At 70.9% G+C, this 16,529-nt stretch carries 14 protein-coding genes and 1 pseudogene; 8 read left to right on the top strand and 7 right to left on the bottom strand.

Features of this window, described 5'->3' with window-relative positions; all coding sequences use genetic code 11:
* Positions 1 to 160 precede the first annotated feature (160 nt).
* Genes ERL55_RS13770 through ERL55_RS13760 form a run of 3 tightly spaced genes read left to right on the top strand, consistent with a single transcriptional unit; the run spans position 161 to position 2,068 of the window.
* Entirely contained in the window at positions 161 to 937 is a 777-nt protein-coding gene (locus ERL55_RS13770; RefSeq protein WP_129136928.1) for an AMP nucleosidase, read from the top strand.
* A 19-nt stretch (positions 938 to 956) separates the two neighbouring features.
* Positions 957 to 1,538 (top strand): DUF411 domain-containing protein, encoded by a 582-nt coding sequence (locus ERL55_RS13765; protein ID WP_241685783.1) that lies wholly within the window; start codon positions 957 to 959, stop codon positions 1,536 to 1,538.
* Complete coding sequence (locus ERL55_RS13760; protein ID WP_129136926.1) at positions 1,535 to 2,068, top strand: DUF924 family protein; 534 nt, start codon at positions 1,535 to 1,537, stop codon at positions 2,066 to 2,068. Before ERL55_RS13765 ends, ERL55_RS13760 begins: the two co-directional genes overlap by 4 nt.
* Before the next feature lie 992 nt (positions 2,069 to 3,060).
* Here the strand turns inward: ERL55_RS13760 and grxD are convergent.
* The gene (grxD, locus tag ERL55_RS13755) at positions 3,061 to 3,993 is read right to left on the bottom strand and encodes a Grx4 family monothiol glutaredoxin (protein WP_129136925.1); all 933 of its coding nucleotides are present in this window, start codon (positions 3,991 to 3,993) and stop codon (positions 3,061 to 3,063) included.
* A gap of 59 nt (positions 3,994 to 4,052) precedes the next feature.
* Here grxD and ERL55_RS13750 point away from each other — a divergent pair, with 59 nt between their 5' ends.
* Entirely contained in the window at positions 4,053 to 4,967 is a 915-nt protein-coding gene (locus ERL55_RS13750) for a polysaccharide deacetylase family protein (RefSeq protein WP_129136924.1), read from the top strand.
* 104 nt (positions 4,968 to 5,071) lie between these two features.
* Here the strand turns inward: ERL55_RS13750 and ERL55_RS13745 are convergent, their stop codons facing one another.
* Together ERL55_RS13745 and ERL55_RS13740 are read right to left on the bottom strand one after the other, a co-directional pair.
* Entirely contained in the window at positions 5,072 to 5,332 is a 261-nt protein-coding gene (locus ERL55_RS13745) for a hypothetical protein (RefSeq protein ID WP_129136923.1), read from the bottom strand.
* 67 nt (positions 5,333 to 5,399) lie between these two features.
* Positions 5,400 to 6,098 (bottom strand): hypothetical protein, encoded by a 699-nt coding sequence (locus ERL55_RS13740; protein WP_129136922.1) that lies wholly within the window; start codon positions 6,096 to 6,098, stop codon positions 5,400 to 5,402.
* 235 nt (positions 6,099 to 6,333) lie between these two features.
* Here ERL55_RS13740 and ERL55_RS13735 point away from each other — a divergent pair, with 235 nt between their 5' ends.
* Positions 6,334 to 7,311 carry a transaldolase gene (locus ERL55_RS13735; RefSeq protein ID WP_129136921.1) on the top strand — a complete coding sequence of 326 codons (978 nt, stop codon included), beginning with the start codon at positions 6,334 to 6,336 and terminating at the stop codon, positions 7,309 to 7,311.
* A 36-nt stretch (positions 7,312 to 7,347) separates the two neighbouring features.
* On the opposite strand, the gene ERL55_RS13730 is transcribed toward ERL55_RS13735, so the two are convergent.
* From ERL55_RS13730 to ERL55_RS13720, 3 genes are read right to left on the bottom strand one after another with little or no spacing between them, the layout of a single operon-like run.
* Entirely contained in the window at positions 7,348 to 8,082 is a 735-nt protein-coding gene (locus ERL55_RS13730) for a methyltransferase domain-containing protein (protein WP_100324194.1), read from the bottom strand.
* Between the two features lie 31 nt (positions 8,083 to 8,113).
* Complete coding sequence (locus ERL55_RS13725; RefSeq protein ID WP_129136920.1) at positions 8,114 to 8,737, bottom strand: SGNH/GDSL hydrolase family protein; 624 nt, start codon at positions 8,735 to 8,737, stop codon at positions 8,114 to 8,116.
* Positions 8,737 to 9,987 carry an aminotransferase class I/II-fold pyridoxal phosphate-dependent enzyme gene (locus ERL55_RS13720; protein WP_129136919.1) on the bottom strand — a complete coding sequence of 417 codons (1,251 nt, stop codon included), beginning with the start codon at positions 9,985 to 9,987 and terminating at the stop codon, positions 8,737 to 8,739. The genes ERL55_RS13725 and ERL55_RS13720 overlap by 1 nt, the downstream gene beginning before the upstream one ends.
* A gap of 136 nt (positions 9,988 to 10,123) precedes the next feature.
* Here ERL55_RS13720 and rsgA point away from each other — a divergent pair.
* A pseudogene (gene rsgA / locus ERL55_RS13715) lies at positions 10,124 to 11,143 on the top strand (ribosome small subunit-dependent GTPase A); the annotation flags it as partial.
* Positions 11,144 to 11,382: 239 nt separating this feature from the next.
* On the opposite strand, the gene ERL55_RS13710 reads toward rsgA, so the two are convergent.
* Positions 11,383 to 12,603 (bottom strand): S41 family peptidase, encoded by a 1,221-nt coding sequence (locus ERL55_RS13710; RefSeq protein ID WP_164972212.1) that lies wholly within the window; start codon positions 12,601 to 12,603, stop codon positions 11,383 to 11,385.
* A 204-nt stretch (positions 12,604 to 12,807) separates the two neighbouring features.
* Here ERL55_RS13710 and ERL55_RS13705 point away from each other — a divergent pair, with 204 nt between their 5' ends.
* Together ERL55_RS13705 and ERL55_RS13700 are read left to right on the top strand one after the other, a co-directional pair.
* Positions 12,808 to 14,076 (top strand): flavohemoglobin expression-modulating QEGLA motif protein, encoded by a 1,269-nt coding sequence (locus ERL55_RS13705; protein WP_129136917.1) that lies wholly within the window; start codon positions 12,808 to 12,810, stop codon positions 14,074 to 14,076.
* 75 nt (positions 14,077 to 14,151) lie between these two features.
* Positions 14,152 to 16,443: an NADP-dependent malic enzyme gene (locus ERL55_RS13700; RefSeq protein ID WP_129136916.1), complete on the top strand. Its 2,292-nt coding sequence runs from the start codon at positions 14,152 to 14,154 to the stop codon at positions 16,441 to 16,443.
* The last annotated feature ends 86 nt before the right edge of the window (positions 16,444 to 16,529 follow it).

Below are 16,529 nucleotides of genomic sequence, written 5' to 3'. Positions count from 1 at the left end.
CCCGGGACGTCGAACCGTCAACGCTATCCGCTGCCGCGGGGGCTGCCAACCTGACGTTGGTCATGGACGTGCGACGACCCGCACTGTTCCAGCGGTGGCGGGCCGCGCGACGCGGGTGTCGCGCGCCGCGACCTAGAATGGGGCGCAAAAAGGAGATGGCATGAAAGACAAGTCCCAGATCGTCGACAACTGGCTGCCGCGCTACACCGGCGTGCCACTGGACGGCTTCGGCGAGCACATCCTGCTGACCAACTTCGGCGGCTACCTGGCCCATTTCGCGCGCCTGACCGGCGCGGAAATCGTCGGCGCCGACCGCCCGATGCCCAGCGCCACCGCCGACGGCATCACCATGATCAACTTCGGCATGGGCAGCCCCAACGCGGCGACGATGATGGACCTGCTGTCGGCGATCGCGCCCAAAGCGGTGCTGTTTCTGGGCAAGTGCGGCGGCCTCAAGCGCAAGAACCAGCTGGGCGACCTGATCCTGCCGATCGCGGCGATCCGCGGCGACGGCACCAGCAACGACTACCTGCCGCCGGAAGTGCCGGCGCTGCCGGCGTTCGCGCTGCAGCGTGCGGTCTCCACCACCATCCGCGATCTCGGCCACGACTACTGGACCGGCACCGTGTTCACCACCAACCGCCGGGTGTGGGAACACGACGAGGAGTTCAAGGCCTACCTGCGCCGGCTGCGCTGCATGGCCATCGACATGGAGACCGCGACCATCTTCGCCGCCGGCTTCGCCAACCGCATCCCGTGCGGTGCGTTGCTGCTGGTGTCCGACCAGCCGATGGTGCCGGAAGGGGTGAAGACCGAGGCCAGCGATGCCAAGGTCAGCGCCGAGTACGTGGAGAACCACATCCAGGTCGGCATCGAGGCGCTGCGGCTGATCCGCCGCCATGGCAAGTCGGTGCGGCACCTGCGGTTCGACGAATAGCGCATCACGGAGCCTGCCGATGAATCACAACACCCTGACCCTTGCCGCTGCGCTCGCGGCATTCTCGCTTTCCGCCTGTGCGGAAGAATCCGCCCGGCCCGCGGCGATGATCGCAGCACCCGTCGCAGAGGCCCCATCCGCTGCGCCGCCAGCTGCGGATCGGGGCAGCGCCGGGGCGGATACCGCTGCCGCGTCATTCGCGTGGCCCACGATGACCGTCCACAAGAGCCCGTCCTGCGGGTGCTGCGTGGTGTGGATCGAGCACATGCGCCGTGCGGGCGTGCCGGTGGAGGTGGTCGACACCGATGACATGGGGCCGATCAAGCAACAGCTGGGCGTGCCGTACGGGAAGGGTTCGTGCCATACCGCGCACATCGATGGCTATCTCATCGAGGGCCATGTGCCGGTCGCCGACATCCGCAGGCTGTTGCAGGAACGTCCACAGGCGCGCGGGCTGGTGCTACCCGGCATGCCCGCCGGATCGCCCGGGATGGAGATGCCCGACGGCCGCCGCCAGGCATTCACCGTGGAACTCGTGGGCCGCGACGGCACCACGAGCGACTGGGCGCACCACCCGGCGCGTGACGGAAGCACGCGATGAACCCCCCACACGAGGTGGTGGCGTTCTGGCGCAAGGCGGGCGCGGGAAAGTGGTTCAACGGCGGCGAGGCATTCGATCGCGAATGCCTGCGTTTCCTGGACGCGCACCACGCCGCGGCGCGTCGCGAGCATGCGCACTGGCAGGACACGGCCGAGGGCCTCGTCGCGCTGCTGATCCTGCTCGACCAGATCCCGCGCAACCTCTTCCGCGGCAGCGGGCATGCGTTCGCCACCGACGGGTTGGCGCTGCACTACGCGCGCTGTGCGGTCGCACGTGGCATGGACCTGCAGGTGGACGCCGACCTGCGTGCGTTCGTGTACCTGCCGTTCGAGCATTCGGAAGTCCTGGCCGACCAGCACGAGGCGGTGCGGCTGTTCCGCACCCTCGGCAACGCCGAGTACGACCGCTATGCGCTGGCGCACCTGGACGTCATCGAACGCTTCGGCCGCTTCCCGCATCGCAACGCCGCACTCGGGCGGGTGAATACGGCCGACGAGCAGGCCTGGCTGGATGCAGGCGGCGGGTTCTGAGGAATTGCGGAGGCTGTTCTCCGGGTTCCGGGTTCCGGGGTCCGGGTTCGGGATCGCGGATTCGAGCGACGGCAACTGCTGGACTGGTCGTGCGTCAGTGCGCGTGGGGAGCTTCGTTATGGTCCGCGCTGCCCGTCGCGTGCACCGGGGGGTGTGCTCCCCCGGCCGGAGTCCGCGTCCAGCTACCACGGCCGGCCGCCGGCCATCCATGGCCGGCTGGGAGCACACCCCCCGGTGCACGCGACGGGCCTCCTGCATTCGCCCGCTCCGGCACGGAGAGCAACAGCGGTGCTGCCGGCGTCTCCTGCAACCGAGCCACGCTCGTGCGTTCAGCGGTTATCAGTCTCCGGTTCTTCGTTCCTCAGGCGTCACGGAGAGCGGCGGCAGCCAAAGCCTGCCGCGACAGCCTGACCTTCTTCGCCGTTGACCTTCTTTCGGACGCCATGACGGTCCGGGGCCCGCCGCGGCCGCAGGGGGATGTCCAGAGCCGGCCATGGATGGCCGGCGGCCGGATGTGGGAGCAGGACGCGGAGATTTCCGGCTGGGCATCCCCCTGTGGCCGCGGTGGGCTGCGATGACCCCACTGAGCGTCCCTCGGTGGGATAGCGGACGCCGAAGAGGTCAGCGGTTGTCACGACCCATGGATGGCCGGCGGCCGGATGTGGGAGCAGGACGCGTAGATATCCGGCTGGGCATCCCCCTGCGGCCGCGGTGGGCTGCCGCTGCCCCCACCTAGCGGGGAGCGAACGTCGAAAAGGGCGACTGTTGTCGCGGCCCTGGATGGCCGACCGCCGTGGTAGCAGACGCGGCGATATCCGGCTGGGCATCCCCTTGTGGCGCGGTGGACCAGCTTCGACTCCGAGCAGCCACTGCCCGACAGTCCGCAGGACGGACTCCATGAGCACTTCCCGATCGGGCGGACATCAAAAAGGGCAGCCGCTTTCGCGACTGCCCTCCGTGTGCCACCGATGTCGCCTGCCGCGTGGCGCGGATCAGTAGCGCGGGATCGAGGCGTCAACCGTCTGCGACCAGGCGTCGATGCCGCCTTCCACGTTGTGCACGCGGGTGAAGCCCAGCGCGTGGAAATGCTCGGCGGCCTGGCGGCTGCGCACGCCGCCGTGGCACAGGAAGGCCAACGCGGTGTCCTTGGGCAGCGCTTCCAGGCGCTCGCGGTTGCCGTCGTCGAGGGTCTCGAACGGCAGGTTCACCGCGGCCTGCGCGCGCTCTTCGGCGGGGCGCACGTCGACCAGCGTCAGCGTGCCCGCGCGCACCTGTGCATCGGCTTCGGCCGGCACCAGCGGCAGCACCGGCTTCGGCGCGTTGGGGTTCTCCACCACCAGGCCCTTGCCGCGCACGTCGTCGACCCAGTCGATGGTGATGCCGTCGGCGCGGCGCGCGCTGGCGGCATCGAACTGGATGCGGATGCCCGCACTCTCCACCGCGATCGCGCCGTCGCTGGCCTGCGCGATCTGGAAGCGCGGCTGGAAGCGGCCGTCGATCGACAGCGCCAGCGCGGTGTTGCTGCCGGCACCGTCGAGCGCCTCGCGCAGCATCTTCGCGGCTTCGGCGGTCACGGTGACGTTTGCCGGCGGGGTGCGGTCGGGTGCGGGCAGGCCGAGTGCGGTATTGAGATCCCCGGAACCGGCCATCTCCTCGATGATGTCGCTGCCGCCGACCAGCTCGCCGTCGATGTAGAGCTGCGGGATCGTCGGCCAGTTGCCGTAGGCCTTGATGCCCTCGCGGATCTCCGCGTCGGCCAGCACGTTGACGTGGGCGTACTCGACGCCGAGGTCACCGAGGATGCCGGCCGCCTTCGCCGAGAAGCCGCACTGCGGCATCGACGGCTGTCCCTTCATGAACAGCACCACCTTGTTGGACTGCAGCAGGGATTCGATGCGCTCGCGCACAGCGGGGGACAGGGTCATGGCAGCGGCTCGGCATTGCGGAAGAACCGCGTATTTTACCCGCGTGGCATCATCCGGGCATGAGCGCCCGGGAAACAGTGCGGCCCCCGTCAACCGCCGCCGAAGCGACGGCTCCGCAGCTTTCGCGCGTGCCGCGTCGCCCGCACGCGTGGCTGTGGTGGGTCGGTGCATCGCAACTGCTGGTGTTGGCGATCTGGCTGGCCTGGGGCTGGCCTGCCGGGCTGCCGGCCATGCTGGTCTCGCATGCGCTGGTGCTGGTGCCCGTGTTCCGGCCCCGTTCGCGCGTATATGCGCCAGTGCTGGCGCGGCTGCCGGTGGACGATCGCCGGGTGTGGCTGACCATCGACGATGGCCCCTCCGACGACACCGCTGCGATCCTCGATCTGCTCGACCGCCACCGTGCGAAGGCGACATTTTTCCTGGTCGGAGAGCGGGCGCTGGCGCGTCCGGACCTGGTGGCCGCGATCGCAGGTCGCGGCCATGGCATCGGCAACCACAGCCATACCCATCCGCAGGCCTGGTTCTGGGCGCTCGGCCCGCGGAGGATGCGCAGTGAGGTGCTGCGTGCGCAGGCCGCGTTGACCGCGCTGTGCGGACAGCCGCCACGCTGGTTCCGTTCGGTGGTGGGGATGACCAATCCGTTCGTGGCGGCTCCGCTGCGCGATGCCGGGCTCACCCGCGTGGCCTGGAGCGCGCGCGGCTACGACGCGGTGCGCACGGATCCCGCCGAGGTGGTCGCGCTGATCGAACGCGACCTCGCACCCGGCGCGATCGTGCTGCTGCACGAGGGCGCGCCGCATGGGCGCAGCGTGGAGATGATCGACCTGCTGCTGCAGCGGCTGGATGTGCTGGGTTACGCGAGCGTGCTGCCGGAGGCGCTGTCGGGCGCGATGATGGTCCACGACGGGATGGCCGCCGGTGCCACCCGATCATCACCAGCTGCCACGCTCGTCGGGACTGCCGAAGGTCGCTGATCCCGCGTCGTCCGCGATGGCGGGCGGATCGCTTGGATACTCCCGCCGCGCCCTGCCCGCTTCCCGCTTCGCAGAAGAGGGGCAAGGCACCCCGGCAGGATCGTTCAGCGTGGCTCGCCGTTGTTGCCGCGGCCGACGTCGCTGCGCACGTCGTCCATGAACGACGGGCCGTCTCCGTCGTCGCCGATCTGGTCGTCGAGTTCCGGGTCGAGCAGGTTGGCCTGGTCGTCGAGACCGACGTTGTCCAGTGCCGCCTGCGAGCGCGGGTCGCGCAGTGCCGGCCCGCCGCGCGAGGCGACGGCATCGTTGCGGTCCTGCGTCTGTTCCGGCGATTCCGGGGCGGGTTCGCGGGTGTCCCTGGTCATGGCTGCATCCTCGATGTGGGGCATGCAGGCTGGCATCGCCGGTGTCGCGGCCGCGGCAAGGCGGTGGTCAGTGGGAGCGGGCGCGCTTCGCGGGCGTTCTGGTTGCCTTTGCGGCTTTCGCCGCCTTGCGCGGTGCCGCGCGCTTGGCGGCCTTGCGTGCCGCCTGCTTGCCGCTGTCGTTGTTGCCGGAGGCCTCCCGTGTCGAGCCCTTCGTGGCGGTGGCGGGCACCTTCTTCGCCGCGGCTTTGCTGCGTGGCCGTGCCGCGGCCTTGCGGGCCGCGCCCGTCGCAGGCCCGGCCGCTGCCGTCGCCGCGGCATCTGCGGGTGCGTCTGTCGTGGAGGACGTGCCGCGCGTGGTCGTGCCAGCGCCAAATGCCTGCAGGCCCTGTTCGATGACCGACTGCAGGTCGCCCGTACCGGCGCCGGCCTCGCCCAGCGCAGCAGCGGTGGCCTGCTGCCATTCCGCAAGCGCGGCCTGGAACCCGGTCGCGAAATTCATCTGCCCGCCCAGCGCGGTCTGCGCGGTGGCCTGCAGCTCGCCCAGGCCCTGCGACGACAGCCGCTCCAGCACCTGCGCCGGCAGCGATGCGAGCGCCTGCCAGTCGCCCTGGCGCAGGGCGTCGAGACCCGGCACGGCGCCATCGCCAAGCTCGCGCGCGAGCAGCGCGGTCCACTGCGCGCGGTTGTCCTCCAGCAGTTCGCCGATCCGCAACCAGAGGTCGAGGTTGGCCTTGTACAGCGCCTGCGGCAACGTGGGCATGCTCATCACGGGCTCCTTGTCGTGGACAACGGGACTGCCGGAAGGAATGGCCGCGGCAGGCTGCCGGGGCCGGCGGTGCGCCGCCAGTCTGCACCAGTGCACCCGCCGTCGCCGTCAATGCGCCCGCGGGCCGACATGCGGCGACCGCGCACGTGCCGATGCGTTTGCCGCGACCGGGGTGCATGTTCCGCCATGACAGCCCAGCGGCTATCGTGATGGACCCATTCCGCAGGAGTCCGTCATGTCCGCACCCGCCACCGCCCGCCCGTCCAAGCTCGCGCAGCTGCGCGACATGACCGTCGTGGTGGCCGATACCGGCGATGCGGGCGCGATCGAGCGGCTGAAGCCGGTCGACTGCACCACCAACCCGACCCTGGTGCGCAAGGCGCTGGACCTGCCGGTGTACGCCGACCTGGTGGAACGCGAACTCGAAGCCGCGCGTGCGCAGGGCGGCGATCCGGCCGAAGCCGCACACGGCGTGGTCGACCGCCTGACCATCGGCGTCGGCGTGCACCTGAGCGGGCTGGTGCCCGGGCGCGTCTCCACCGAGGTCGATGCCGACCTCGCCTACGACACCGATGCCACGGTCGCCAAGGCGCGTGCGTTCATCGCGCTGTTCGAGGCGGCCGGCGTCAAGCGCGACCGCGTGCTGATCAAGATCGCCGCCACCTGGGAAGGCATCCGCGCCGCCGGGCAGCTGCAGCGCGAGGGCATCGACTGCAACCTCACGCTGATCTTCAACCAGAGCCAGGCGATCGCCTGCTCGGAGGCCGGCGCGTTCCTGATCTCGCCGTTCGTGGGCCGCATCCTCGACTGGCACGTCGCCCGCGGCGAGACGCCGGCCAGCATCGACGACGACCCGGGCGTGCGCTTCGTGCGCGACGTCTATACCGAGTTCAAGCGCCGCGGCTCGAAGACCGTGGTCATGGGGGCCTCCTTCCGCTCCGCCGCGCAGGTCGAGGCGCTGGCCGGCTGCGACCGCCTGACGATCTCGCCGGAGCTGCTGGAGGCGCTCGATGCCGACCATGGCGATCTCCCGCGGGTGCTGGTGCCCGAGGCGCCCGACGACGAGCCGCGCACCGCAGTCGATGCCGAACGTTTCGCTGCCGACCTCGAGGCCGATGCGATGGCGTCGGAAAAGCTGCGCGACGGCATCAGGGCGTTCGCCGCCGACCTCGATGCGCTGCGTGCGTCGGTGACGGAGCGGCTGAAGGGCTGAGTCGGCCGATCACCTCCGCGGCCCGGGCGCCTGGCGTCAGGGCGCCGCGGTATCGCCGGCCCGCTCCGCAACCACCAGCCAGTTGTTGAAGGGCGTGTTGCCGTACAGCGGTGCAAAGGTCGCCCGCAGTCCGGCAGTGGCCAGCATCGCCTCCAGGCCGTCGCGGGTCGGGTAGCAGCGCGCGCGTTCCTGCATCCAGCCGACCAGGCTGGCGAGGCGGTCGGCGATGCGGGTGGTGCGGCCGCGGCGGCTTTCCTCCGACAGCCCGGTGCGGATCACCAGCCGCGCGCCGGGCGTGAGCATCGCGCCCACCGTCGACAGCAGCGCCTGCTGCGCCGGCTGCTGCAGGTACTGCAGCACGTCGAGGATCGCCACGCTGCCGGCATGCGACGGCGTGGTCCGTGCCAGGTCGACGACATCGAAGTGCACGTCGGCCAGCCCGCTGCGCGCGGCAACGCGGCGGCCGCGGCCGATCTTGTCGGCGTCGATATCGACCCCGTAATACGGCATCGACTGCCCGTCCTGGCGCAGCGCATGCGCGAGCAGGCCGAGCCCGCAGCCGAGGTCCAGCACCGGTTCGCGGGTACCACGCAACGCGGCAAGCACGCCCGGATACAGCGGGTCGCTGCGCAGCTTGATCAGCGTGTAGTAGTAGTCGTGGCGGTTGCCCAGCGGGTGCGCGGGGGCGAACGCGCGGGCGATGCTGCGCGCACGCGCGGGTTCGAGCGGGCGTCCGTGATCGGCGGCGATGGCGCCGGCGGTATGGGTCATGCGTGGGAGTCCTTGTCCGGCAGCGCCGGGGTCATGCAGTCAACAGCCGGCGTGCCTCGGGCAGCGCCAGCGCGGTCCATTGCGCGTACATCTCCGCGGATGGATGCAGGCCATCGGCCACCAGCATCCGCGCTGCGTCGCGCATGCGGGTGGCGAAGGTGATGTCCACCCAGGCCACGTCGCGCGCCTTGCAGCACTGGCCGGCGGTGGCGTTGTAGGCATCGATGTCGCGGGCGATATGCCGGGTGTCGCGGCCGGAGTCGGCGGCGAACGGGGTCACCCCCCAGTCCGGGATCGACAGCGCCAGCACGCGGTCGGCGCGGCCGCCGGCAAAGCCGATCGCGCGCTGCAGGAGTGCATCGAACTGCTCGCGGTATTCGTCCACGCTGCGCCCGCGGTACTGGTTGTTGACGCCGATCAGCAGCGTCACCAGCCCGTAATTGCCGGTGATGCCGGCGGCGTCGATCGCGGCGTCGAGTTCGTCGGTGGTCCAGCCCGTCCGCGCGATGATGTACGGCGGCGCCACCGGAATGCCTTCGTCGCGCAACGCCGCGGCCAGCTGCCCGGGCCAGCGTTCGTGTTCGGCCACGCCCTCGCCGATCGTGTAGCTGTCGCCCAGCGACAGCATCGCGATGTGGTTGCCGTTGTCGATCATCAGGCCACCGCCACGTGGTCGTCCGTGTCGCGCACCGCCGCAGCGCGTCGCTCGAGCACGCGGTGGATGCGGCCGAACACCTCGCGCACCTGCGCCGGTTCCGGCAGCAGGGTCACCCGGAAGCGGTTGCGCTCGGCGAGGTTGAAGCTCGACCCGGGCACCACCAGCACGTCCTCGGTTTCCAGCAGTTCCAGCGCGAACGCGTGGTCGTCGAAACCTTCGGCGGCCGCCCCGCATACGGCGGGGAATGCGTACAGCGCACCGGCCGGCGCGTGCAGCGACAGGTGCGGGCTCGCCGCGCAGCTTTCGATCACCGCGCGCCGCGCCTCGTACAGGCGACCCCCGGGGGCGCACAGCGCGCCAATGGTGTCGGTGCCGTGCAGCGCCGCCGCGATCGCGAACTGCCCGGGTACGTTGGCACACAGGCGCAGTGCGCCGAGCAGGTCCATCGCGTGGTGGTAGTCGCCGCTGGCCAGCGGATCACCCGACAGCACCGCCCAGCCGACCCGCCAGCCACAGGCGCGGTGCACCTTCGACAGCCCGCCGAACGACAGGCAGGGCACGTCGCCGGCCAGCGGCGCCAGCGGCTCGAACAGCGCGCCGTCGTAGAGGATGCCGTCGTAGATCTCGTCGGACATCAGCAGCAGGCGGTGCTTGGCCGCGATGGCGACGATGCGCTCCAGCAGCGCGCGCGGATACACCGCGCCGGTGGGGTTGTTCGGGTTGATCAGCACGATCGCCCGCGTGCGCGGCGATACCAGTGCCTCGATCTCGTCGGGGTCGGGCAGGAAGCCGTTGTCGGCCTGGCAGCGGTAGTACACGGGGCGGCCGTCGTTGAGGATCGTCGCCGCGGACCACAGCGGATAGTCGGGCGAGGGCAGCAGCACCTCGTCCCCGGGATCGAGCAGCGCGCGCAGCGAGATGTCGATCAGCTCGCTGACGCCGTTGCCGATGAACACCCGTTCCGGGGAGGCGTCCGGCGTGCCGCGGGCGCGGTGGACGTCGGCGATCGCCTCGCGCGCGGCCGGCAGCCCCTGCTGGTGGGTGTAGGGATCGGTGTCGTGGATGTGGTCGGCGATCGCGCGCTGCAGGTGCGCCGGCGCGCGGAACCCGAATGCGCCGGGATTGCCGATGTTGAGCTTGATCAGCGTGCGGCCCTGGGCTTCCAGCTCGCGGGCCCGGCGGGCGAGCTCACCGCGGATCTCGTAGCGCACTTCGGACAGGCGTTCGCGGGTCTTGAGGCTGGGCATCGGGCAGGCGCGTGCGGGAAGTGGGGCGTGGCCAAGCCTAGCGGAAAACCCCTTGCGGGTCGGCCAGCCACGGGCGTGCGGCGGTGTGGGCGCCGGGCGCATAAACTGCGCGCATGGATTTCCTGACAGCCCGCGCGTGACCGCCTCCGCCATCGATACCCCCGCCCACGCCGCGCTGCGGGCGATCGGCTGGCCGCACGCCGGTGACGTACCCGATGGCCCCTGGCGCGAGGCGATGGCCGCGCATCCGCAGGCCGCGCCGGCGCGCGTGGTCGAGCAGCACCGCACCGGGTATCTGGTCGCACAGGCGCCGGACGAAGCGGTCGGCGTGGAGTCGCTGCCGGAATGGCAGCTGCCGCGCTGCCCGCCGGAACAGCGTGCCGCGGTCGGCGACTGGGTGCTGGTCGAGGACGGGCGCGTGGTGCTGCTGCTGCCGCGGCGCACGGTGATCAAGCGTGGTGCCGCCGGCGAGCATTACCGCCAGCAGGTGATCGCCGCCAATATCGACCGGGTGCTCGTGGTGTGCGGACTGGATGGCGACTTCAATCCACGCCGCATCGAGCGTTACCTGCTGCTGGTGCGCGGCGGCGGTGCCGAACCGCTGATCGTGCTGACCAAGGCCGATCACGACGCCGCCGAGGTCGACGCCGCGCGCGCGGCGCTGGCCGAGGTGGTGGGCGCGGACGTGCCGGTGATCGCGGTCAACGCACGCGATGCCGCCAGCGCGGCGGCACTGTCGCCGTGGCTGGGCGCTGGCGTGACCGCGGTACTGGTGGGCAGCTCGGGTGCCGGCAAGTCCACGCTCACCAACACCCTGCTCGGGCGCGAACGCATGCGCACCGGCGAGGTCCGCGCGTCCGACGACCGCGGCCGCCACACCACCACCCACCGCGCGCTGATCCCGCTGCCGTCGGGCGCCTGCCTGATCGACACGCCGGGCATGCGCGAGCTCAAACCCACCGGCGAGGAAGTCATCGCCGAGAACTTCACCGACATCGAAGCGCTGGCCGAACAGTGCCGCTTCCGCGACTGCGGCCACTGCAACGAACCCGGCTGCGCGGTACGCGCGGCGGTGCAGGCCGGGACGCTGGATCCGGCGCGTTTCGCCAATTTCCTCAAGCTGAGCGACGAGCACGCCGCCGCGGCCCGCCAGCTGGAGGAACGGCGCCGCAACCCGCAGCCGACGACGGGATCGCGCCGGCGGCGCTGACGGCCGCCCTGCCAGGCGTCGCCCGCGAAGTACAACGGCCACAACCGGATGTTCGCGCTGATCCGGGTGATATGACCGGTGCGCCTGTGGAACGGACTGCTTTCTCGCCGGTTCCGTGCGGCCTGCCCCGGACCGGCTGCACCCGTCCGGACAGTCCTGGATGTGCCCACGGGCCAGACGCGCGCCTACGGCATCAGGGTCGCCAGTTTCTCCAGTGCGGCGTCCAGCACCGGATCGCCGCCCTCGCGCACCGCCTGCCAGTCCAGGTCGACCTCGACGTCCGGCAACACGCCACGTTTCTCGAGCGCCTGACCGCCGGCGGTGGTCAGGCCGAACATGCCGAGGTGCAACAGGCCGCCATCGGGCAGGTCGATGCCGCGCGTTGCGACCACCGCGCCACGGGTGCGCTGGCCGACCACCAGGGCGCGGCCGGTTTCCTGCAGGCGGGCGGCGAGTATCTCGGCCATGCTCGCGGTGGTCGGCCCGACCAGCACCACCATCGGCTCGCCGCGATGGTGCGGCATCGGTCCGGCCACGTAGGTCTGGCGGAAGAAGCGGCGCTGCAGCGTGAGGAGGGGCTGCGTCCCGGGATGGAAGAAGGCGTGGGTGACGGTGGCCATGCCGCCGTGGCCGCCGCCATTGCCGCGCAGGTCGAGCACGATGCCGCGCGGCCGCGCTTCCTCCAGCGCGTCCATCTGCTCCAGCAGCCAACGGTGCGTCTCGCGATCGAAGGCCTCGAACCGGAGGTGGGCGATCCCGCCGTCCAGGCGCCGGAGTTCGTGCCGGGGCAGCGGCGGCATCATCCGCGGCGTCAGCGCCAGCAGGTGCTCGCGGTCATGTTCGTCGAGCAGCCGCAGCGTGCGGCGGACGCCGTCGGCCGGTGGTGCGGCCAGCGCGGTCGGCACGCCATCGATATCCACCAGCCGCCATCCGGGCAGCACGCCCGCCCCGGCCGCGGGCGAATCCGGGCGCACGGTCGATACGAAGTAGGTCTCGCCGACCAGCTGCGTGCGCAGTCCGGTGTCGGCGACTGCGGTGCCCGCACGAAGGGCGTCGTGGCGCACGCGTGAGCCCGGGCTGGTGACGTAGCTGTGGTCGTCGTCGAGCCTCTCCAGCAGTGTGCTGAGGCCGGCGTACAGGCCGGCCTCGTCCGGTTGCGCCACGACCGCGTCGCGCTGTGCTGCGGCATGCGCGCGGAAGTCGCTGATGGCCTCGCGCCGATGGAACCGGCGAACGACATGGCGCACCACGGCGTCGTATACGCGGGCGTTGAGTGCGGCGCGTTCCGCCGAGCCGTCGGTCACCTGGGCCGGCTCCGGGGTGGCGTCGTCGCGGGCCCAGGGAACACTGGCGCAGCCGGCAAGCAGCAGGCTCGCCGCGACCAGCAAGTGGAGGATCCGTCCCATGCCCCTAAGGTTAATGTGTGCATCCGCGGCGCAGCCAGCGCCGCCTGCGCGCATGCCGCGCGGGTAGGCTGCAGGCCGCATCCCGGAAGTCAGATGGAGGGGAACGGACCCGGGCGCTCTGCGCAATCCGGGCCACGGGCGCTGGCATGGCCGGGCACGCAGCGATCGGCTAGCGTGGGCCGCCTGTCGCCAGTGGATCCACCGATGCACGATGCCGTCGCCCACCACGCCGCGCTCGACCGGCGCATGATCGCCGCGGCGCGCGGCATCCGCGTGCTGGCGCTGGCGAGCTGGCCGGCCAGCGTGCAGCGGCGCTTCATCGACGAGGCGATGGCCGGGCGCCTCGCCCTGCCGCGCGTGGCGTATCCACCGCAGGACTTCAGCGATGCCCGGCGCGAACTGGATGCGGTTGCCGGCGAGGCCGATCCGTCGCATCCGCTGGGCATCTACCTGGTCGATTCCGCGCGGCAGTGGTCGATCGCCGCGGAGCTGGTGGAAGCGCTGGGCACGCCGGCGGTGTGCACGCATTCGCTGGCGCTGTACGGCGGCCCGGCAGAGAGACTGCCCGGCAGCGAGCTCACCGCGCGCGACGCCGCCCGCCACTTCATCGGCATCGCCGACGAATTCGATACCGAACTGATCGCCCCGCACGAGCAGGTGGAGATTTCCGCCACCGCGCTGCAGCTGTGGCTGCAGGGTGAGCTGGACCAGTTCTTCGCCGGGCGCGTGGTGCAGGTGGAACTCGACCCGGAGCTGATCGCCAAGGCCGCGGCCGGCGCGTACCGCATCCGCCTGCGCAGCAGTGCCGCCTACACCGACTACGACCGCCACCAGCTGCTGCAGCACGAGGCGCTGGTGCACTCGCTCACCGCCCTCAATGGCCGCGAGCAGCCGGTGCTGGGCAGCCTGGCGATGTCCTCTCCACGCATCACCACGGTGCAGGAAGGCCTGGCCACGCTGGCCGAGCAGATCACCGGCAACATCGACATCGAACGCCTGAAGCGCATCGGCCTGCGCATCGAGGCGGTCGCGCTGGCGATGGATGGCGCCGACTTCATCGAGGTCTACCGCTACTTCCTCGATGCCGGGCAGACCGCCGCCGAAAGCTTCGCCTCCGCGCAGCGGGTGTTCCGCGGCGTGCCGGTGGAGGGTGGTCATGCCTTCACCAAGGACACCGTGTACCTGCGCGGGCTGATCGACGTGCACACCTTCTTCCGCCGCGCACTCGGGGCCGGGCGCCTGCGCCTGTGCCGGCTGCTGTTCGCCGGCAAGATGACGCTGGAGGACGTGATCCGCTTCGAGCCGCTGTTCGACGACGGCACCCTCGCGCCGCCACGCTGGCTGCCGCCCTGGGTGGCGCGCGCCAACGGGCTGGCGGGAATGCTGGCGTTTTCGCTGTTCGCCAACCGCATCCGCCTCGGCGCCATCGACGGGCCGACCGGCAGGGGGCCGCTCGACCCGCCGGCCGGGTAGGCCGCCGCAGGCCCGGTCCGGGCCCGGGGGTTAGAATCAGGAGCCCCCTCGCGTACTTCCGGCAGACCGCTCCCGATGTCCAACGACGATTTCAAGCAGGCCGCCCTCGACTACCACCGCCAGGCACCGGCGGGGAAGATCAAGGTCAGCGCCACCAAGTCCATGCTCACCCAGCGCGACCTGGCGCTGGCGTATTCGCCGGGCGTGGCCTATGCCTGCGAGGCCATCGTCGCTGACCCCACCACCGCCAGCGACTACACCGCGCGCGGCAACCTGGTGGCGGTGATCTCGAACGGCACCGCGGTGCTGGGCCTGGGCGACATCGGCCCGCTGGCCGGCAAGCCGGTGATGGAAGGCAAGGGCGTGCTGTTCCAGAAGTTCGCCGGCATCGACGTCTTCGACATCGAGGTCGACGAGCGCGACCCCGACAGGCTGGTCGACATCATCGCCAGCCTCGAGCCGACCTTCGGCGGCATCAACCTCGAGGACATCAAGGCACCCGAGTGCTTCATCGTGGAGCGCAAGCTGCGCGAGCGGCTGAAGATCCCGGTGTTCCACGACGACCAGCACGGCACCGCGATCATCGTCGGCGCGGCGGTGGTCAATGCGCTGGAGATCGCCGGCAAGAACATCGCCGACATCCGCATCGCCACCACCGGTGCCGGTGCCGCCGGCATCGCCTGCCTGGACATGCTGGTGGCGCTGGGCGCGCGGCCGGAGAACATCATCGCCTTCGACCGCGAAGGCGTGATCCACAGCGGCCGCACCGACCTCGACGAGGCCAAGGCGCGCTATGCGCGCGACACGGACATGCGCAGCCTGGGCGAGATCGTCGCCGGTGCCGACCTGTTCCTGGGGCTGTCGGCCGGCGGCATCCTGACCACCGACATGGTCGCCACGATGGCACCCAACCCGGTGATCCTCGCGCTGGCCAACCCGTATCCGGAGATCATGCCCGAGGCCGCCAAGCACGCGCGCCCGGACGCGATCATCGCCACCGGCCGCTCGGACTACCCGAACCAGGTCAACAACGCGGTCTGCTTCCCGTACATCTTCCGTGGCGCGCTCGATGTCGGCGCCACCGGCATCAACGAGGCGATGAAGCTCGCCTGCGTGCGCGCAATCGCGCAGCTCGCCAAGGAAGAGGCCAGTGACCTGGGCAGTGCCTACGGCGAGGAGATCCCGAGCTTCGGCCCGGAGTACATCATCCCGCGTCCGTTCGACCAGCGCCTGCTGACCCACCTGGCGCCGGCGGTGGCGCAGGCGGCGATGGATTCCGGCATCGCGCTGCGGCCGATCCACGACATGGACGTGTACCGCGAGAAGCTCAAGCAGTTCCTCTACCGCACCGGCCTTGCGATGAAGCCGATCTACGATCGCGCGCGCGCCGACCTGCAGCGCGTGGTCTACGCCGAGGGCGAGGAGGAACAGGTGCTGCGCGCGGTGCAGACGGTGATCGACGACCGCCTCGCCTTCCCGATCCTGATCGGCCGCCCGGAAGTGATCGACAACCGCATCGGCCGGCTGGGCCTGCGCATGCAGGCCGGACGCGATTTCGAGATCACCAACATCAACGACGACCCGCGCTTCAACGAGTACTGGCAGCAGTACCACGCGATCGTCGAGCGCCGCGGCGTGACCCCCGACTCCGCCAAGAGCCTGCTGCGCTCGCGGCCGTCGCTGATCGCGGCGCTGATGGTGCGGCGTGGCGAAGCCGACGCGATGCTGTGCGGCATCGTCGGCCGCTTCCACAAGAAGCTGGGCTATATCCGCAGCGTGTTCCCGCTGGAGCCCGGCGTGCAGAGCACCTCGGCGATGACCGGCGTGGTGAACGAGCGCGGCATCTGGTTCTTCCTCGATACCCACGTGCAGCTCGATCCCACCGCCGAGCAGCTGGCCGAGAGCACGCTGCAGGCTTCCTACCGGCTGAAGCTGTTCGGCATCGAGCCCAAGGTGGCGCTGCTGTCGCATTCAAGCTTCGGCAGCCACGACAACGCCAGCGCACGCAAGATGCGCGAGGTGCGGGAAATCCTCGCGCGCCGCGCGCCGAGGCTCGAAGTCGACGGCGAGATGATGGGCGATGCCGCCTGGGACGAAATGCTGCGCAAGCGCATCTTCCCCAACACCACGCTGTCGGGCCGGCCGAACCTGTTCGTGCTGCCCAACCTCGACGCTGCCAACATCACCTACAACATGATCCGGGTGATGACCGACGGCGCCGCGCTGGGACCGATCCTGATGGGGCTGTCTGCGCCGGTGCACGTGATGACCTCCACGGCGACGCCGCGCCGGGTGATCAACATGACCGCGATCGCCGCGGTCGATGCACAGATCCGCAAGGCACAGCGCGGGCAGGAACAGGGCTGACCGAGGACTCCGCGGCCCCCGGATGCGGCCTCCGGCCCTTCCGGGCTGCGGCGCGGACCCGGGGGCGCCTCCGCTCGGAAGCCCTG

Source organism: Luteimonas sp. YGD11-2, assembly GCF_004118975.1.
Taxonomy (GTDB): Bacteria; Pseudomonadota; Gammaproteobacteria; order Xanthomonadales; family Xanthomonadaceae; genus Luteimonas; species Luteimonas muca.
The sequence above is the reverse complement of the archived record's forward strand: the minus strand, read 5'-3'. Positions and strand labels throughout refer to the sequence as shown.